Below are 17809 nucleotides of genomic sequence, written 5' to 3'. Positions count from 1 at the left end.
ACTGTCTCTTGGGGCTAGTGCGGGAAGGTTGGGGTCGGGAGCAATTCACACGTCTTGAGCGGATTGCAGGCCGGAGAAATCGAAAAGTTTCGGATCGAGCAGGTGCGACGGGTTCACACGCGCGAGCGCACGCAGCATCGTATCCTTGCGGCCCGGCATACGGGCCTCGATATCGGCAAGCATCGCCTTCATGGCGTTGCGCTGCAGGCCATCCTGCGAGCCGCAGAGATCGCAGGGGATGATCGGGAACCGCATGGCAGTGGCGAATTTGGCCAGATCGTCCTCGGCGCAATAAGCGAGCGGCCTCAGCACCATCACGTCGCCCTCGTCGTTCAACAGCTTTGCCGGCATGCCGGCGAGCCTGCCTCCATGGAAAAAATTCATGAAGAAGGTCTCAAGTATGTCTTCCCGGTGATGGCCGAGCACCAGAGCATCGCAGCCCTCTTCGCGGGCGATCCGGTAGAGGTTGCCGCGCCGAAGCCTCGAACAGAGCGAGCAATAGGTGGCACCTTCCGGCACCTTTTCCTTCACGATCGAATAGGTATCGCGATATTCGATGCGGTGTCTGACGCCGATCGAAGCCAGATAGTCGGGCAGCACGTGTTTCGGGAAATTCGGCTGGCCCTGGTCGAGATTGCAGGCGACGAGTTCGACGGGCAGCAGGCCGCGCCATTGCAGATCGAGCAGCACCGCCAGCAGCGAATAGGAATCCTTGCCGCCGGACAAGCCCACCAGCCAGCGCTTCCGGCCGTTCAGCATGCCGAAATCATCGAAGGCCTGCCGCACCTGCCGGAGCAGGCGCTTGCGCAGCTTGTTGAACGAGACCGAGCTCGGCGCATCCCGAAAGAGCGCCGGCACGAGGCCGTTTTCGACCTCATCCAGCTCGTCATCGATCGTGGCCGTCACGCCCATTGGTTTTCCCTTGAAGCCGAAAAGCGGGCTATGCCCGCTTGCGGTGCTGATCGTCAGGCGCCGAGAGCGGCCGCCACCGCGTCGAGCGCCTCGTTGGCCTTGGCGCCATCGGGTCCGCCGGCCTGGGCCATGTCCGGCCGGCCGCCGCCGCCCTTGCCGCCAAGCGCCACGGATGCGATGCGGACAAGATCCACGGCGCTGAAACGGTCGACCAGATCCGGCGTCACCGCGACCACGGCGCTCGCCTTGCCGTCTTCCGAAACCCCGATCAGCGTGACGACGCCGGAGCCGAGGCTCGCCTTGCCTTCATCCGCCAGGCCCTTGAGGTCCTTGGCATCGATGCCGCTCAGCGCCTTGCCCATGAACTTGATGCCGCCGATCTCCTTGAAATCGCCGGCCGAGCCGCCCTGCCCGCCACCCATGGCAAGCCGGCGCCTGGCATCCGCCAGTTCCTTCTCAAGCTTGCGGCGCTCGTCGAGCAGCGCTTCGACGCGCGAAACCAATTCCGCCGGCTGCACCTTCAAGGCGCCTGCGAGCGTCTTGACGCGCTCGTCCTGTTCGGCGAGATAGGCCCGCGCCGCCTCGCCCGTCACCGCCTCGACACGACGAACACCGGCGCCGACGGCGCTTTCGCCGAGAACGCGGACAAGGCCGATATCGCCGGTCGCATTGACATGCGTGCCGCCGCAGAGCTCGATCGAATAAGGCTTGCCGGCCTTCGGCCCTTCGATCGCCTTGCCCATCGCAACGACGCGGACTTCATCGCCATATTTTTCGCCGAACAGCGCCATGGCGCCTTCCGCGATGGCGTCATCGACGCTCATCAGGCGCGTGGTGACCGGCGCATTCTGGAGGATGATGGCATTCGCCATGTCCTCGACCTTCTGCAACTCCTCGGCCGACATCGGCTTCGGATGCGACACGTCGAAACGCAGCCGCTCCGGCGCCACCAGCGAACCCTTCTGGGCCACATGGGTGCCGAGCACTTCACGAAGCGCCTCATGCAGAAGGTGAGTAGCCGAATGGTTGGAACGCAGCCGCGAGCGGCGGGCATGATCGACCGTCAGCGCCACCGCATCACCGACCTTCAACGTGCCCTCGGCGACGGTCGCGATGTGGACGAACAGGCCCTCGCCCTTTTTCTGGGTATCAGAGACGTCGAGCTTGCCATTGTCCGTCGAGATTATCCCGGTATCGCCCATCTGGCCGCCGGATTCGCCGTAGAATGGTGTCTGGTTGACGACGACCTGGACCTGATCGCCGGCCGAAGCGCTGTCCACAGCCTTGCCATCGCGGACGATCGCCTGGACCACGCCTTCGGCCGTTTCAGTGTCGTAGCCGAGGAACTCGGTCGCGCCGTGCTTTTCCTTGAGCTCGAACCAGATCGTTTCCGTCGCCTTGTCGCCGGAACCGGTCCAATGCGACCGGGCTTCCGCCTTCTGGCGCTCCATCGCGTCGGTGAAGCCGGATATATCGACACCGATTTCGCGGGCGCGCAAAGCGTCCTGCGTCAGATCGAGCGGAAAACCGTAGGTGTCGTAGAGCTTGAAAGCGGTCTCGCCATCGAGCATGTCGCCCTTGTGAAGCGTGTTCGTCGCATCCGACAGCAGCGAAAGGCCGCGCTCCAGCGTCTTGCGGAAGCGGTTTTCCTCGAGCTTCAAAGTTTCCGAAATCAGCGATTCAGCGCGCACCAGTTCCGGATAGGCGCGGCCCATCTGCTGGATGAGCGCCGGCAGCAGCTTGAAGAGCAGCGGATCGCGGGCGCCGAGCAGCTGCGCATGGCGCATGGCGCGGCGCATGATGCGGCGGAGTACATAGCCGCGGCCTTCGTTCGACGGCAGCACACCGTCGGCGATCAGGAATGCGGAGGAGCGCAGGTGGTCGGCGATGACGCGGTGGCTGCCGCGATGCTCGCCTTCCGCCTTGACGCCGGTCGCCTCTTCCGAGGCTGAGATCAGCGCCCGGAACAGGTCGATGTCGTAATTGTCGTGCTGGCCCTGCAGGACGGCGGCAACACGCTCCAGGCCCATGCCGGTGTCGATCGACGGACGCGGCAGGTCGATCCGCTCTTCCTTCGTCACCTGCTCGTACTGCATGAAGACGAGGTTCCAGATCTCGATGAACCTATCGCCATCTTCCTCCGGCGAACCGGGAGGTCCGCCCCAGATGTGATCGCCATGGTCATAGAAGATCTCCGAGCAAGGACCGCAGGGGCCGGTATCGCCCATCGCCCAGAAATTGTCGCTGGTCGGAATGCGGATGATCCTGTCGTCCGACAGGCCGGCGATCTTCTTCCAGAGGTCGAAAGCCTCGTCGTCGGTGTGATAAACCGTCACCAGCAGACGCTTGGCATCGAGGCCGAATTCCTTGGTGATCAGGTTCCAGGCAAGCTCGATGGCGCGTTCCTTGAAATAGTCGCCGAAGGAGAAGTTGCCGAGCATTTCGAAGAAGGTGTGATGGCGGGCGGTATAACCGACATTGTCGAGGTCATTGTGCTTGCCGCCGGCGCGAACGCATTTCTGCGCTGTCGTCGCCGTCGAATAGGGGCGCTTCTCAAGGCCAGTGAAGACGTTCTTGAACTGCACCATGCCGGCATTGGTGAACATCAGCGTCGGATCGTTGCGCGGCACCAGCGGACTGGAGGAGACGACCTCGTGTCCGTTCTTTCGGAAATAGTCGAGGAAGGTCGACCGGATTTCATTCACGCCGCTCATGCTACGCCCTTTTTACCGCCGGATGCGGTCCTATTATTCGAAAACCAAAGGCTTGTATCGCCCACACCCACAACTGTCCAGCCGCCCACCGCCTGGCCAAACGAGAAACCGGCCGCACATTTTTCGATGGCGACCGGGCTGATCGTAAGCGGCCGGAGAAAACTCCGAGTGCGGCGGGACCGCTTACAGTTCGGCGGTCGTATCGCCATCGTCGGCATCTGGACCGCCATTCTGCAGGAAGCGGTCGGCGATGAGGCCGGCATTCTGGCGCAGCGACGTCTCGATCTCGCGTGCGAGTTCGGGGTTGTCGCGCAGGAAGGTCTTGGCGTTCTCGCGGCCCTGGCCGAGACGCTGGCTGTTATAGGAGAACCAGGCGCCGGACTTCTCGACGATGCCGGCCTTGACGCCGAGATCGACCAGTTCGCCGGTCTTGGAAACGCCTTCGCCATACATGATGTCGAATTCGACCTGCTTGAAGGGAGGCGCCATCTTGTTCTTGACGACCTTGACGCGGGTCTGGTTGCCGACCACTTCCTCGCGTTCCTTGACCTGGCCGATGCGGCGGATGTCGAGGCGAACCGAGGCGTAGAATTTCAGCGCGTTGCCGCCGGTGGTGGTTTCCGGAGAGCCGAACATCACACCGATCTTCATGCGGATCTGGTTGATGAAGATCACCATCGTCTTGGACTTGGAGATCGACGCCGTCAGCTTGCGCAGCGCCTGGCTCATCAGGCGTGCCTGGAGGCCCGGCAGGCTGTCGCCCATTTCGCCCTCGATTTCGGCACGCGGGGTCAGAGCCGCGACCGAGTCGACGACGAGAACATCGACGGCACCGGAACGGACCAGCGTATCGGTAATTTCAAGCGCCTGTTCACCGGTATCCGGCTGCGAGATCAGCAGGTTCTGGAGATCGACGCCAAGCTTGCGGGCATAGACCGGATCGAGCGCGTGTTCGGCGTCGACGAAGGCGCAGATGCCGCCCTTCTTCTGGGCTTCGGCAATCGTCTGCAGCGCCAGCGTCGTCTTGCCGGAGCTTTCCGGACCGTAGATCTCGATGATGCGGCCCTTCGGCAGACCGCCGATGCCGAGTGCGATATCGAGGCTGAGAGAGCCGGTCGAAACCGTCTCGACCTCGACAATGCTCTCGTTCGCGCCGAGCTTCATGATCGAGCCCTTACCGAAGGACCGTTCGATCTGTGACAGTGCTGCTTCCAGCGCCTTGCTCTTGTCCACGCCTTTATCCTCTACCAGCCGCAACGAGTTCTGTGCCATGTTGATCCCACCTTTAGGTTATTGCCGCCGCGCAAGCAATGAAGCAGCCGATAAAGGTGATGTACCTATTTTGTTCTCATTTGGCAAGCACCGATCAAACGATTGAGTCAAAATAGCTATTTCGATTTCGTTCTCAAAATGTTCCACCGTGCCCGGGTGTTTAAAATTCGTTTGTGAAATCAATGCCACGCCGCGATCCGAAAGCGAATCGGGGCGTCTGGATATTTATGAGAGAGCGTCCGATTCTCACTCCGAATCGAGCATTTCCCGGACCGCCACGGCGAGCTGCTTCAGCGAGAAAGGTTTCGGCAGGAACCCGAACTTGGCGTCGGCCGGCAGGTTGCGGGCAAACGCATCCTCCGCATAACCCGAGACGAAGATGAACTTCATGTCCGGATAGGTTTTGCGCAGCTCGGTCAAAAGCGTCGGGCCGTCCATTTCCGGCATGACGACGTCCGAGACGACGATATCCACCTGGCCCTGGAGCTCTTCCATGATCTCGAGCGCCTCGGTGCCCGAGCCCGCCTCATGCACGGTATAGCCACGGGTTTCCAGCATGCGTTTGCCGCCGCGACGAACTGCCTCCTCGTCCTCGACGAGAAGGACGACCGCCGACTTTCCGGTGAGGTCCAGGTCGTCGGAAACCGGCGCCGACGGAACAGGCGCGAGAACGGCCGGCTGCGCCTGCGCACCGGCTGCGGGAGCGTCCTGGACGACGACAGGCGCTTCGGGAATGTGGCGCGGCAGGAAGATGCGGAAACTGGTGCCGCGGCCGACTTCCGATTCGGGATAGATATAGCCGCCGGACTGCTTGACGATGCCATAGACCATGGAGAGACCGAGGCCCGTGCCCTTGCCCACTTCCTTGGTGGTGAAGAACGGCTCGAAGATCTTGTCCATGATCTCGGCCGAAATGCCGGTTCCGGTGTCGGACACCTCGACCATCACGAAATCCTCGGCCGGCAGATCCGTCTGGTGGAACCCGCCCGCGTCCTCGGCGGAGACATTTCGGGTCTTGATCAGGATCGTGCCGCCCTGGGGCATGGCGTCGCGCGCGTTGACGCAGAGGTTGATCAGCACCTGCTCGAATTGCGACAGGTCGGTGCGCACCGGCCAGAGATCGCGGCCGTAATCCACTTCGAGCTTCACATTGGTGCCGGAAATCAGCCGGTCGACCAGCATGCGCAAGTCGCCGACGACGTCGGTCAGGTTCAAGACCGCCGGCCGCATGGTCTGCTTGCGCGAGAAGGCGAGCAGCTGGCGCACCAGCACGGCGGCGCGGTTGGCGTTGCGCTTGATCTCCATCAGGTCGGCGAAGCTCGCATCGGAGGGCCGTGCCTGCAGCAGAAGATGGTCGGAGGACAGAAGGATCGCGGTCAGGACGTTGTTGAAGTCGTGGGCGATGCCGCCCGCCAGCGTGCCGACCGCATTGAGCTTCTGGGTCTGGGCCATCTGGGTTTCGAGCGCCTTCTGCTCGGTCGTCTCGACGGCATAGACGATCGCGGCCTCTTCCGGCGCCTCGTCGCTCTCGTCGATCACGGCGTTCACATAGAAGCGCACATAGCGGTTCTCATCGCCTGGGTGGCGCGAATCGATCGGGGCGATATCGCCCTGTCCATCCTTGGCAGCGGCAATCGCCTGCATCAGATGCGGGCGGGCATTGTCGTGCACGATGCGGTCGAGTTCGATACCGGCGTCCACGTCGTCGCGCGAAACGACACCGGCGAACAGTTTGAGGAACGGCGCATTGATGCGCAGAATCCGGCCTTCGCCATCGACGGAGGCGATCGCCATCGGCGTGTTGTTGAAGAATCGCGTGAAGCGCATCGCGGAGGCGGACTGGTCGCCCTCGCCGCCCTTCGGCCGCGCCAGCACGATGGTGCGGCTTTCGCCCGGCGCACCGTCGCGGGTGGCGCTGACATTGTGCACCAGCCGCACGGGCAGGCTCTGGCCGTTGGCGCGGCGCAGATCGAGGTCGAGCGTTTCGGTGCGCTTCAGGCCGGGTGCGGCCTGCACCGACTGGATCAGCGCCATGCCCTCGCCCGCGACCAGATCGGCTATTGTCACCGAGCGCGGCACGAATTTGGTCAGGTCGATGCCGAGCCATTCGGCAAGCGTGGCATTCAGGTAGAAGATCTCGCCCTTCTTGCCGGCGGAGAAGAAGCCGGCGGGCGCGTGGTCGAGATAGTCGATGGCGTTCTGCAGTTCGCGGAAGAACCGCTCCTGGTCGTCGCGTTCCGAGGTGATGTCGGTGATCTGCCAGATGTCGAGCTGGCCCTTGCGGCTGTCGGCGGGCGTCAGCAGCCGTGCCTTGAGACGGTACCAATGGGCACCGGAGCCGTTGCCGGTCGTGCGTCCGATCGGCTGGAGAAGCCGGAATTCCTCATGGCCTTCCCGGCCTTCGCGCAGAGCCGTCGTCAACCTGTAAAGCGCCTCGGTCGATTCGCGGGTCTTGGACAGAAGCGCTTCGAGCGACTGCACGTTGCTCGCCTTGGTCGCGCCGGTCATCCGGCCATAGGCGGCATTGGCGTAGAGAATACGGCCCCTTGCGTCGGTGATCAGAATGCCGTCGGGATGGTTGGCCAGGAAACCGCGGGCCAGTTCGTCTGAACGCGACTGCGGCATGACCTCGACGAGGCCGATGATCGAGGAGACCAGGAAGAAGATGCCGACCATCGCGAGAATGCCGAGCAGGCCGAGCACCACTTCGTTGTCGAGCGCATGCTGGAACAGCACGAATCCGGCAGCCACGCCACAGAGAACGAGCGCCAGAAGGACGATCCGGATGATGGTGCCGCCACGCGTCCCTTTTTCCACCAGGGGCGCCTCGTAGTTGCCGCTCTGCTGCAACTTCGTCATCAATTCCTCGCATTTCGACCGGCGCTGCGGCCATCAACATTCAGGGATCGGGAATCCCGCGATTCCTTATTAGCAAGTTGCAGGTTAAGCAAAAAGCTCTGCTGCACCACAAAACCCGGGACAGTTTGGCGGAGTGACCTATCTTAACATTCCTACGCTGTCTTTCAGCGCGGGAGAGTGACAGTTAGCAGCTTGCTTCGGTAGGAAAAAAGTCGTTTTTTACCGCGGCTTTCAGATGAGGAGTGGCAAGATATGTTGAATGACCTGATAGGCGCCTATGGAGGCAACCTCCTGATCGCAGTCGTCGGCGTCGGCATCGGGCTTCTCCTGCTTGTCGGCGTGCTGTGGATCATCCGCAGCCGTACCGGCCCTTCGCCCTTCGTGCGCGGCGGCAAGAACCGGCAGCCGCGGCTGCAGGTGCTGGATGCGGCGGCCGTCGATGCGCGCCGTCGCCTGGTCCTCATCCGCCGCGACGGGGTCGAACACCTGATCATGATCGGCGGGCCGACCGATATCGTCATCGAAAGCGGAATTTCCACTGCGGCACCTGCCATGCCGGCAACCCTGGCGACAGGGGCCAACCGGTTCCAGCCTATGGACATGACGGTTCCCGTCCAAGCGGCACCTCCCATGGAATCCCGACCGGCCGCAGTCGCCGAACCACGCCCCGCCCCGATCCCACGTCCCGCGGCGCCGGAACCGCGCGTCGAGCCGGCCCGTGAAAGCGTCGTGCCGCCGCGAGAGACACCGCGAGCAGTGCCGCCGGCGGCTCCCAACACGGGGCCTATAGCGATGAGCGGCACATTGGCGCCGCGCCCCGCGTCGCCTGCCCCCGCGTCACCTGCCCCGGCCAGCAATGCCGCAGTTCCCGAGCCGGCGGCCGCCCCCAGGATCGAGCCGCCGGCCCGTCAAGCCCCGGAGATAAAACCCGAACAGTTGCGGCCGATCGCGGCACTGGCAGCGGCTGCTGCACCTCCGCCGCCTGCCCCGGTTACCCCCCAGGTTCCGGCCTTCGACGACGCCGTCGATGTGCTCGATGCCGCCCGTGGACGGGTCTTCCAGGAAGCACCCGAGCCGCGCGTCGTGCCGGTCAGCGCCGCGATCGTGCCACCTGCCCTGCAATCGGCCGCCGAAAAGCCGAAACAGCTCGGCAGCGATTTCGAACGGATACTCGAAGAGGAAATGGCCAACAACCTCGCCGCCCGCGAGACCGCCGTCGTCCCGGCGCCGAACCGCCAGATACAGCCGAGGAACCCCGGTGTGCCGCCGGTCACCGGCGCAACGCCGGAACCAAGCCTGCAGTCGGAAGTCGCCCGCATCTTCGGCGAGATGTCCGTCACCCGCGACAAGTGAGCCAACCCGGGATTTGAATTTTCGGCCAAGAAAAAAGGCACGGAAAACCGTGCCCTGAATTCGTTTCCGACTGATCGGGCGAGTTATTCGTCCCGATAGACCTTCTCGCGCCGCTCGTGGCGTTCCTGCGCCTCGATCGACAGCGTGGCGATCGGACGGGCGTCGAGACGCTTGAGGCCGATCGGTTCGCCCGTTTCCTCGCAGTAACCGTAGGTCCCGTCTTCGATGCGCTGCAAGGCGGCATCGATCTTGGAAATCAGCTTGCGCTGGCGGTCACGGGCTCGAAGCTCGATGGCCCTGTCGGTTTCGGAGGAAGCCCGGTCGGCGAGATCGGGATGGTTGGCGCTCTCTTCTGCCAGGTGACCCAGCGTTTCGCGCGCTTCTCTCAGGATATCGTTTTTCCAGGCGATAAGCTTTGCCCGGAAATACGCCTTCTGATTTGCATTCATGAACTCGTCGTTTTCCGAGAGGACATAATTGCTAAGATCGATCTTCTCACTCAACGCGATTCTCCTGAAGAACATCTCATGCGGCGCTCTATATCCTATCCTCCCATCCCGATTCAAGCCTCGCGCTCAGTATTAAGGCATTTTTAAAACTGTCATAAAAATCCGCTAAACGGCTATTTTTTAAGCTTTTATTCTGAACATCCGAAACTCTTCTCCACAGCCGGCTGCGCTCGGGCCGGCTGTATCAGAACATCTGCGGCAGTTGACGAGTCTCGTGCCGAAAGGCTACCCATCGCTTCCATCCTCTCACTAGCGGTGCCGGGCATGACGACGATCACTCCTCCTCCTTCCCGCATCTACCTGCTGCGCCATGCCAAGTCCGGCTGGGCGGAGCCCGGACAGCACGATTTCGATCGGCCTCTCGACAATCAGGGCTTCGCACAGGCCGAGGTCGTTGCCGACAAGGCTGCCGATCGCAACTACCGGCCTGATATTCTTATCAGTTCCACCGCCACGCGATGCCGCCAGACGGCCGAGGCAATCCGACGTGCGATCAGCGAGGAGATCGAGCCTGTCTTCATCGACGAGCTCTACAACGGCTCGCTCGGCACCTATCTCGCTGTTCTGGCAGGCCAGCGAGGCAGCAACTCCGTCATGCTCGTCGGGCACAACCCGACCATGGAAGAAGTGTTGGAAGGGCTGATCGGCGCCGACCAGATGGTTGCGGCCGTCCCCGGCGGCTATCCTCCTGCCGGCTTTGCGGTGCTCGATTATCGCGGTTTTGTCGCCGGCTCGGATGCAGCCTGGACCCTGACCGACTTCCTGACCGCCTGAACTGGACCCGAGCGACGGCGTTGCGGCCTCGCACCGGCTTCCTATATAGGCGTAAACACTGGACCCGGAACGACGCCTTGCCGCCTTCGCTTACCAGCTTCTCGGATGACGCGCGCATCGCGCTCGACAATCTCGCCGACCGTGCCTCGGGCCTCGTGCATCCGACGATCAGGCTCGGTGTGACCGGCCTGTCGCGGGCGGGCAAGACCGTGTTCATCTCGTCGCTCGTCCACAATCTCCTGAACGGTGGCCGGCTGCCGCTCTTCGAGGCGTTCCGGTCCGGCCGAATCGCCGCCGTGCGGCTCGAACCGCAGCCGGACGACGCCATCCCGCGCTTCCAGTACGAAGATCACATCCAGGCACTGGTGCGCGACCGCATCTGGCCGGATTCGACCCGTGCGATCTCGGAACTGCGCATCACCCTCGACTACCAGAGCGCCAGTGGCTGGGGCCGGATGTTTTCGCGCGGCCGGCTGTCGATCGACATCGTCGACTATCCCGGCGAATGGCTGCTCGACCTGCCGCTGCTGGGGCAGGATTTCCGTACCTTCAGCGAAAATACCGTAACACTTGCCGGGACCGGCATCCGCGAGGAACTGTCGCGGGAATGGCTCACCCTTGCAAACAGCATAGATGCGGACGCCCCGGCTGACGAAATGACCGCACGGCGATTGTCGGAGGCCTTTGCGGGCTATCTCAAGGCCTGCAAGGCGGACGAACGGTCGCTTTCGACCCTGCCGCCCGGCCGGTTCCTGATGCCGGGAGACCTCGAAGGCTCGCCGGCGCTGACCTTCGCGCCGCTGCCGAACATGCCGGATGGCAAAGCGCCGAAGGGATCGCTGCGGGCGATGATGGAGCGCCGCTACGAGGCCTACAAGAATGTCGTCGTCAAACCGTTCTTCCGTGAGCATTTCGCCCGTCTCGACCGGCAGATCGTGCTGATCGACGCGCTGCAGGCGATCAATCGCGGGCCTGAAGCGGTGCAGGATCTGGAACGGGCGCTGACCGACGTGCTCGCCTGTTTCCGTCCCGGCCACAACAGCTTCTTCTCCTCCCTGATCGGGCGCCGGATCGACAAGGTCCTGGTCGCGGCCACCAAGGCGGATCACCTGCACCACGAAAGCCACGACCGCCTGGAACGGCTCACCGGCCGGCTGGTCGATCGCGCCGTCCAGCGCATCGGCATGGCCGGCGCCGGCATCGAGGTGATGGCCATCGCATCGGTGCGCGCCACCCGCGAGGCGACGGTCAAGGAGGACGGTCACCTGCTGCCGGTCATCGTCGGCACGCCGATTTCGGGTGAGATGATCAACGGCGAGCGATTCGACGGAAATAAGAAAACCGCGATATTTCCTGGTGACTTGCCGGAAAATCCTGAAGCATTCTTTCAGCAGCTGGATTCCATCAACGCGGAACTTCCCGAGATCAATGTGGTCCGCTTTCGTCCGCCGGCGCTGGAAGAGGCGAATGGCGGCATCAAGCTTTCGGTGCCGCATATCCGGCTCGACCGCGCCATGCAGTTCCTGTTCGGAGACCGCCTCGCATGAGACCGCCCGAATCACCTCAGAACAATCGGCGCCGGCCCGCATCTTTCTCCGTCGAGGAGGAAAGCGCGTCCCGGCAAGAAACCCTGCCAGTCCCTCGCCGCAGCCCGCGCAGCTTCGAGGATGGCGTCGTGGTGACGCCCGACGAACAGGATCCGTTCGTGACGCCGCCTGAACTCGCCGCGGAGGCCATCCCGGTCGCCGAGCCCCGGGCGCGCAAGAGGTTCTCGTTCGTCAATCTGGCGACGGCCGCCTTCGGTACCTTCCTGTCCCTCGCTTTCGGTCTCTGGGCCGATAGCGTCGTCCGCGACCTGTTCACCCGCGCCGACTGGCTGGGATACGCGGCGCTCACCGCGCTTGCCATCGGGCTCCTCGCTGTCGCCGTGATCGTCGGCCGCGAAATCTTCGGCATGATGCGGCTTTCTGCCGTCCAGACGCTGAAGGCCCAGGCGGAAGAGGCAGTCCTTTCCCCTCGCCCGGTCGCCGCGCGCGCCGTCGTCGCCACCCTCACCAAGATCCTTGGTCACCGGGCAGAGACCGCCAAAGGTCGCGCCAGCCTCGATGCTACGAAGGACGAGATCATCGACGGGCCGCAGCTCATCGAGCTTGCCGAACGAGAACTGCTGGCGCCGCTCGACCGCAAGGCCCGGGTGCTTATCCTCGGATCGTCGAAACGTGTCTCGATCGTCACCGCGGTCAGCCCGCGCGCCATCGTGGATCTCGCCTATGTGCTTTTCGAAGTGACCCGGCTGATCCGTGCCATGGCCGAGCTTTACGGCGGCAGACCCGGCACGCTTGGGCTTTTGAGGCTGATGCGGGACGTCATCGCCCATCTCGCCGTGACCGGCTCGATCGCCGTCGGCGACGGTGTCGCGCAACAGGTTCTGGGGCACGGCCTGGCCTCGAAACTATCCAAGCGGCTGGGCGAAGGCGTGATCAACGGACTGCTGACGGCGCGAATCGGCATCGCTGCCATGGATCTCTGCCGGCCGCTGCCCTTCCGGGCGCTCAAAAGGCCCGGAATCGGCGATTTCATCTCGGATATCGCCACTGTCGGCGGGCGGAAAGATGAACAATAGAGTACCTGACCATGGCTCAGACCGGGCCATCGTTACCAGTCGTTAACCATTCCCGCCTAAATTACGGGACACTTAAGGTTGCTGCTCGTCAGGGGAAAGTTCATGTATTCGCGCTTCTTTTCGCTTCTCGGCGGGTTCGCCATTCTGACGGTCGCTGCGACCTCCGCCGTTGCGCCGCAGGCCGAGGCCGCTCCGCGCGACAAGGCTTTCTTCCAGTCGGTCGCAGGCGTCTGGAAGGGTCCCGGCGAAATCGTCGCCGGGAAGTACAAGGGCACCAAATTCAACTGCAACCTCACGGGCGCCGCGGTCCCGGACAGCAATGTCGGCATCAAGCTCGACGGAACCTGCCGCGTCGGCGTATTCCAGCAGCCGATGTCGGCCACCATCACCCAGAACGGCCGCGGTTATACCGGCAAGTTCCTGGACGGCGCCGAAGGAAAGGGTCTCGACATCATTTCCGGTTCGGTCAGCGGCGACAAGGTCGTCATGGGCATCAACCGCAATCAGCTCAACGGCGCGATGGTCGCGAGCCTGCGCGGCGAGAACAAGATGAACATCACCATCTCGATCAAGGTCGAGGACCAGATGGTCCCGGTGATCGGGCTCAGCCTCGACCGCGACATGGATTCGATCGCCGTCGGCTCGATCCAGCAATAAGACAGCAAGGGGCGCCTCAGGCGCCCCGCCACCAGTCCTGGCTGTCGCGCGCGACCTTGATGCCGGCAATATCGGCTCCACCAAGCCAGTCGCGCACTTTCCTTCCCTTCACAAGAAGATCCGGGGCGATATCGGCAAGCGGCATCATCACGAAGCCGCGGTCGGTCATGCGCGGATGCGGCACTTCCAGTTTTTCGGTTTTCTGTTCCCGCGTCCCATAGGTCAGGATATCGATGTCGATGGTGCGTGGTCCCCAGCGCTCCAGGCGAACGCGCTTCATGCCGCGCTCGATCGACAGACAGACGTCCAGCAGGTCCTCGGGCTCCAGCGAGGTTTCCACCAGGACGCAGCAGTTGAAGAAATCCGCCTGGTCGGTCTTGCCCCAGGGCGGCGTCGAATAGAGTTTCGAGACGGCGAGAACCCGGCAATCCTCGCGCCCATCGAGCTGCCTGAGCGCCTCGGCCATCGACGACGGCGGGTCGCCGATATTGCCGCCGAGCCCGAGCGCCGCGATCTCGAACGTCTTTTCAGGCGAAATGCTCAACACGCACCTCCGCATAATCCAGGATGCCGGGGATCGGCACGCTCGGCTTGCGCACGGCGATCTCTGCCCGGCGGATCTGCGGCGACCAGGCGCAGAGTGCCTTGGCGATGTCCTTGGCGAGCGTCTCGATGAGGTTGCGGCGGTGTTGCGTCACCACCTTCTCGACGATCTCGTAGGCGATGCCGTAGTGCACCGTGCTGGCGACATCATCATTTTCGAGCGCCTCGTCCGCCTCGACATCCATGATGACGTCGATGAAGAAACGCTGGCCGAGCGTGGCCTCCTGCTCGAAAGCGCCATGCTTGGCGTAGAACGCACAGTTCTTCAGCGTGATCGTGTAGGTCGCCATCAAAGGCCCTCTCTTGCGTTGTAGGCGGAGGCTGCGGCGAGAACCGCGTCGGCCATCGCCAGCGCATCGCGGTTGGCGGCAACGTTGTGGACGCGGAAGATCGAGGCCCCCGCAAGGCGCAGGATCGCCGTGGTCGCGGCGGTGCCGACGTCGCGTTCGTTCGCCTTCTCGCGTCCCGTCAAGGCGCCGATGAAACGCTTGCGCGAGGTACCGGCGAGCAGCGGAAAACCAAGCCTATGCAGTTCGGAAAAGCGCGCCATCAATTCGATGTCGTCGTCTCGGTCCTTGGCAAAGCCGAAGCCGGGATCAAGCACGATCGCTTCTTCGGAAATGCCGGCGCCGCGAGCGATCTCGAGCGATTGCCGCAGGAAAAACTCCTGGTCCGCGATACGATCGGGCCGCTTGTCCTGCTCGCGCCCGCGGCCGGTATGCATGATGCAGACCCCGGCGGATGTTTGAGCCGCAACGGTTGCGATCTCCGGCTCGCGCTGCAGGCCGTTGACATCGTTGATGATATGGGCTCCCGCCGCCATCGCCAGACGGGCGGTTTCCGCCCGATAGGTATCGACCGAGATCAGCGCATCGGTCTCGGCCGCGAGCTTTTCGATCACCGGCAGGACGCGGTCCTGCTCTTGCGCCGCCGTCACCTCGGCCGCGCCGGGCCTCGTCGATTCGCCGCCGATGTCGAGGATAGCGGCGCCGTCGCTGACGCAGGCAACGGCATGGGCCACCGCGGCATCCCTGCTTGCGTACCTTCCGCCGTCGGAAAAGGAATCAGGCGTGATGTTGATGATCGCCATAATCTGGCCTTGGCGACTGAGTTCAAGGGCACGCCCGCGCCCGACACGCCAGGTGCTGTTGCGCTGCGATATCACTGGCCGGCCGTCTTTCGAAGGGTAACGCAAAATTTGATGCCTTTGTGTTGCGCTCAGGCTGGCTATGCCCCAAGGTCCCCATAAGTTCAACGTCGCAGGCCATAGAATGTTCTTCATGCGCAGGGTCCGCCGGTTTTTCGGTGTCTTTCTTCTCATCTGCGTGTTCCCTGCGACGGCCATGTCAGAACCGATCATCAACAAGACCTATTCCTATTTCCGGATCGGCGGCCGCACGGCCGAGGACCTCGACAAGGAACTGGAGAACCGTGGTCCCCTCACCCGCGGCACCGGCCATCGGCATCCCGGCGCCACCGAAATCAAGTTCGGCGGCGACGTCACCTATGTGGACAAGGGCGGACGATGCTCGGTCGGCGGGGCGCGGGTGACGCTTCGAACCCACATCATCCTGCCGCGCTGGACCAATCGCGGCCGTGCCACGGCCGATCTCGGCTTCATCTGGGATACTCTGTCGAAGGACATCAAGCGCCACGAGGAGCGGCACGCGGAAATCGCCCGTAACAACGCACGCCAGCTCGAACGGGAACTGCTCAGCCTCCCCTCCAACAGAACCTGCGATGCGCTGGAAAGACAGGTGGCTGAGACGACCCGCCGTGTTCTCGAGGCGCATGACCGGGAGCAGCTGCGGTTCGACCAGATCGAGGCGGCCAATTTCGACGCGCGGATGATGCGGCTGTTGCAGTATCGCATGAAGCGATCCGGCAATTGATCGATTTTTTGGGGGGTGAATCAGCCCGACCAACCGTCGCCGAACTTTTGCGAAGCTTGCGCCAGCCCTCGTCAATGACGGGTGATTTATGGTGATAGTCTAAAATACGAATCTCGGATATAACCTAAGACATAGCTTACCTACCAAGTCTTCGAAAAACGAGGCATACGAGGTAGATAGCCGCAAGATCAGCGTACCTTTCCGGTTTTCGGACCGATGTGTCGGACGCGGTTGTATCAGGTGTTCCTGAGTTTTGGTTTCCGGTGTTTTAGTTCTCCTGGCGCGTCTTCAAGCCGCAGGTGTTTCCTCCCTCCCCTGCTGGTGATGCGCCCGCCTTGCCTCGCTTGCCGCTTTTGCGGGGCGAGGCTTTTTTTTGCCCGGAAACAGGCGGTCGGTTAAGGGACGATCAGGCCGCGGATCAGGCCTGGCGCTCGGGCACGTTGACGACGAGCCCGTCGAGATCCGCCTTGATCTTGATCTGACAGGAAAGGCGCGAGTTCGGCTTCACCTCGAAGGCGAAGTCGAGCATGTCTTCCTCCATGGGCGCCGGCGGGCCGACCTTTTCGGTCCAGGCCTCGTCGACATAGACATGACAGGTGGCGCAGGCGCAGGCGCCGCCGCATTCGGCCTCGATGCCGGGGACGGAATTGCGAACCGCATTCTCCATTACGGTGGAGCCAGGCTCGGCTTCGATATCGAAGCGCGTTCCGTCGAAGGCAACGATGGTCAGTTTCGTCATGATAGGGAAATCCGGGATGTTGAAGGGTCAGGGCACACTATTTAAGCGCGCTGTCTTCCGATAAAACCCCGGCGCAGTCAATATTTCCGGGCGCCGCCGGCTATTCCATCGGCGCCGCGCGAAGCTGATTCGTCGAATCGCTTCAGCGGCAGAGCTTGTTGATGAAGTTTTCGGCCTCGACGACGGCGGCAGCGACCGCTGCCCGCAACGAGGCGTCGGAGCCATTGTCCTCGACGCGCTCGGCAGCGGCCGAAACCTTGAAAGCGCCGACGGCACCGGCGGCACCCTTCAGGCGATGCGCGGCCGCCATGACCTGGGCGATATCGGCGTTCGCCATGTCATGGAGCGCGCGGCGCGCCTGGCGTGCGAACATCTGAAGCACTTCGACTTCCAGGTTCTTGTCGCCCATGGTCTGTGTTGCCAGATGGACGAGATCGATCGGACGGGACTGAGAAGGGCACCCGCCCCTCAACGTTTCTGGAGCTTCGAACGCGATACTGACCGCTGCCATTGCCATGAACCTGTTTTCCCTGTTGCTCTTCTGATAATGTCCCGAATTGTGCGGGGCAATCGCAGCTATCCCGTTAAATTCCGGCACAATCTGGGCCGGTTTCTTTGCGTATGGTTAATTTCCGCTAAGCTCCCGGGATTTTAGGAGTTTTGCATCTTCGCATGGTTTAAATTCTGTTAACAACATTCCACGGCATCGTTCGAAGGCAGGCGTCATAATTGTACAGGGTGGCCGAATGTGCCACTACAATACGCCTAAGGTGGCGAGGAATATCGTCCTTTTGCCCCGGATGGTAGGTTGGTAAGCTTTCATTATCATCCGTTTGAAAGAACGGCCATCCGACTTGAAAATGAATAGGAAACCTCAAGTCCACTTTGTGGATCGAGGGTTT

General features: G+C 62.6%; 16 protein-coding genes. 6 read left to right on the top strand and 10 right to left on the bottom strand.

Going from position 1 to position 17809, the window contains the following annotated elements; all coding sequences use genetic code 11:
* Positions 1-45: 45 nt before the first annotated feature.
* The 4 genes from ttcA to cckA form a co-directional block, all read right to left on the bottom strand.
* On the bottom strand, positions 46-912 hold the full coding sequence (ttcA, locus tag ACSQ8R_RS07975) for a tRNA 2-thiocytidine(32) synthetase TtcA (protein WP_436252852.1): 867 nt from the start codon (positions 910-912) through the stop codon (positions 46-48).
* A gap of 53 nt (positions 913-965) precedes the next feature.
* A complete protein-coding gene (gene alaS / locus ACSQ8R_RS07970) occupies positions 966-3626 on the bottom strand; it encodes an alanine--tRNA ligase (protein WP_436252851.1) in 2661 nt (886 codons plus the stop codon).
* 183 nt (positions 3627-3809) lie between these two features.
* On the bottom strand, positions 3810-4898 hold the full coding sequence (gene recA, locus ACSQ8R_RS07965) for a recombinase RecA (protein ID WP_436252850.1): 1089 nt from the start codon (positions 4896-4898) through the stop codon (positions 3810-3812).
* 246 nt (positions 4899-5144) lie between these two features.
* Positions 5145-7757, bottom strand: coding sequence for a cell cycle histidine kinase CckA (gene cckA, locus ACSQ8R_RS07960; protein WP_436252849.1), 2613 nt, complete (start codon positions 7755-7757; stop codon positions 5145-5147).
* A gap of 252 nt (positions 7758-8009) precedes the next feature.
* Between cckA and ACSQ8R_RS07955 the strand changes: the two genes are divergently transcribed.
* A complete protein-coding gene (locus tag ACSQ8R_RS07955) occupies positions 8010-9110 on the top strand; it encodes a flagellar biosynthetic protein FliO (RefSeq protein ID WP_436252848.1) in 1101 nt (366 codons plus the stop codon).
* A gap of 83 nt (positions 9111-9193) precedes the next feature.
* On the opposite strand, the gene dksA is transcribed toward ACSQ8R_RS07955, so the two are convergent.
* A complete protein-coding gene (gene dksA / locus ACSQ8R_RS07950) occupies positions 9194-9613 on the bottom strand; it encodes an RNA polymerase-binding protein DksA (protein ID WP_007771163.1) in 420 nt (139 codons plus the stop codon).
* A 270-nt stretch (positions 9614-9883) separates the two neighbouring features.
* Between dksA and ACSQ8R_RS07945 the strand changes: the two genes are divergently transcribed.
* The 4 genes from ACSQ8R_RS07945 to ACSQ8R_RS07930 all read left to right on the top strand — a co-directional run bounded on the left by ACSQ8R_RS07945 (position 9884) and on the right by ACSQ8R_RS07930 (position 13673).
* Positions 9884-10393 carry a SixA phosphatase family protein gene (locus ACSQ8R_RS07945; protein ID WP_436252847.1) on the top strand — a complete coding sequence of 170 codons (510 nt, stop codon included), beginning with the start codon at positions 9884-9886 and terminating at the stop codon, positions 10391-10393.
* A 77-nt stretch (positions 10394-10470) separates the two neighbouring features.
* Positions 10471-11940 carry a YcjX family protein gene (locus ACSQ8R_RS07940; protein WP_436252846.1) on the top strand — a complete coding sequence of 490 codons (1470 nt, stop codon included), beginning with the start codon at positions 10471-10473 and terminating at the stop codon, positions 11938-11940.
* Entirely contained in the window at positions 11937-13016 is a 1080-nt protein-coding gene (locus ACSQ8R_RS07935) for a YcjF family protein (protein WP_436252845.1), read from the top strand. Before ACSQ8R_RS07940 ends, ACSQ8R_RS07935 begins: the two co-directional genes overlap by 4 nt.
* A gap of 102 nt (positions 13017-13118) precedes the next feature.
* Positions 13119-13673 (top strand): hypothetical protein, encoded by a 555-nt coding sequence (locus tag ACSQ8R_RS07930; RefSeq protein WP_436252844.1) that lies wholly within the window; start codon positions 13119-13121, stop codon positions 13671-13673.
* Positions 13674-13689: 16 nt separating this feature from the next.
* Here ACSQ8R_RS07930 and folK read toward each other — a convergent pair whose 3' ends face one another.
* From folK to folP, 3 genes are read right to left on the bottom strand one after another with little or no spacing between them, the layout of a single operon-like run.
* On the bottom strand, positions 13690-14232 hold the full coding sequence (gene folK / locus ACSQ8R_RS07925; protein WP_436252843.1) for a 2-amino-4-hydroxy-6-hydroxymethyldihydropteridine diphosphokinase: 543 nt from the start codon (positions 14230-14232) through the stop codon (positions 13690-13692).
* A complete protein-coding gene (folB, locus tag ACSQ8R_RS07920) occupies positions 14201-14566 on the bottom strand; it encodes a dihydroneopterin aldolase (RefSeq protein ID WP_436252842.1) in 366 nt (121 codons plus the stop codon). The genes folK and folB overlap by 32 nt, the downstream gene beginning before the upstream one ends.
* A complete protein-coding gene (folP, locus tag ACSQ8R_RS07915; protein WP_436252841.1) occupies positions 14566-15441 on the bottom strand; it encodes a dihydropteroate synthase in 876 nt (291 codons plus the stop codon). Before folP ends, folB begins: the two co-directional genes overlap by 1 nt.
* A gap of 106 nt (positions 15442-15547) precedes the next feature.
* On the opposite strand from folP, the gene ACSQ8R_RS07910 reads away from it, so the two are divergent.
* Positions 15548-16168 (top strand): DUF922 domain-containing Zn-dependent protease, encoded by a 621-nt coding sequence (locus ACSQ8R_RS07910; protein ID WP_436252840.1) that lies wholly within the window; start codon positions 15548-15550, stop codon positions 16166-16168.
* 418 nt (positions 16169-16586) lie between these two features.
* Here the strand turns inward: ACSQ8R_RS07910 and ACSQ8R_RS07905 are convergent, their stop codons facing one another.
* Positions 16587-16907, bottom strand: a complete 321-nt coding sequence (locus ACSQ8R_RS07905; RefSeq protein WP_046640358.1) for a 2Fe-2S iron-sulfur cluster-binding protein — start codon at positions 16905-16907, stop codon at positions 16587-16589.
* Between the two features lie 142 nt (positions 16908-17049).
* Positions 17050-17418: an Hpt domain-containing protein gene (locus ACSQ8R_RS07900; RefSeq protein ID WP_436255410.1), complete on the bottom strand. Its 369-nt coding sequence runs from the start codon at positions 17416-17418 to the stop codon at positions 17050-17052.
* Between the last annotated feature and the right edge of the window lie 391 nt (positions 17419-17809).

The sequence above is a fragment of the Neorhizobium sp. LjRoot104 genome, assembly GCF_964253725.1.
Classification (GTDB): domain Bacteria; phylum Pseudomonadota; class Alphaproteobacteria; order Rhizobiales; family Rhizobiaceae; genus Neorhizobium.
Note: the sequence above shows the minus strand (reverse complement) of the source record. Positions and strands in the feature narration are given on the sequence as shown.

Bases quoted from the DNA above. Each gene is read 5' to 3' on its own strand.
- ttcA (WP_436252852.1), bottom strand. From the start codon at position 912: ATGGGCGTGACGGCCACGATCGATGACGAGCTGGATGAGGTCGAAAAC.
- ACSQ8R_RS07905 (WP_046640358.1), bottom strand. From the start codon at position 16,907: ATGACGAAACTGACCATCGTTGCCTTCGACGGAACGCGCTTCGATATC.
- ACSQ8R_RS07955 (WP_436252848.1), top strand. From the start codon at position 8,010: ATGTTGAATGACCTGATAGGCGCCTATGGAGGCAACCTCCTGATCGCA.
- alaS (WP_436252851.1), bottom strand. From the start codon at position 3,626: ATGAGCGGCGTGAATGAAATCCGGTCGACCTTCCTCGACTATTTCCGA.
- folK (WP_436252843.1), bottom strand. From the start codon at position 14,232: ATGCGGAGGTGCGTGTTGAGCATTTCGCCTGAAAAGACGTTCGAGATC.
- recA (WP_436252850.1), bottom strand. From the start codon at position 4,898: ATGGCACAGAACTCGTTGCGGCTGGTAGAGGATAAAGGCGTGGACAAG.
- ACSQ8R_RS07900 (WP_436255410.1), bottom strand. From the start codon at position 17,418: ATGGCAGCGGTCAGTATCGCGTTCGAAGCTCCAGAAACGTTGAGGGGC.
- ACSQ8R_RS07930 (WP_436252844.1), top strand. From the start codon at position 13,119: ATGTATTCGCGCTTCTTTTCGCTTCTCGGCGGGTTCGCCATTCTGACG.
- ACSQ8R_RS07935 (WP_436252845.1), top strand. From the start codon at position 11,937: ATGAGACCGCCCGAATCACCTCAGAACAATCGGCGCCGGCCCGCATCT.
- ACSQ8R_RS07910 (WP_436252840.1), top strand. From the start codon at position 15,548: ATGTTCTTCATGCGCAGGGTCCGCCGGTTTTTCGGTGTCTTTCTTCTC.
- ACSQ8R_RS07945 (WP_436252847.1), top strand. From the start codon at position 9,884: ATGACGACGATCACTCCTCCTCCTTCCCGCATCTACCTGCTGCGCCAT.
- folB (WP_436252842.1), bottom strand. From the start codon at position 14,566: ATGGCGACCTACACGATCACGCTGAAGAACTGTGCGTTCTACGCCAAG.
- cckA (WP_436252849.1), bottom strand. From the start codon at position 7,757: ATGACGAAGTTGCAGCAGAGCGGCAACTACGAGGCGCCCCTGGTGGAA.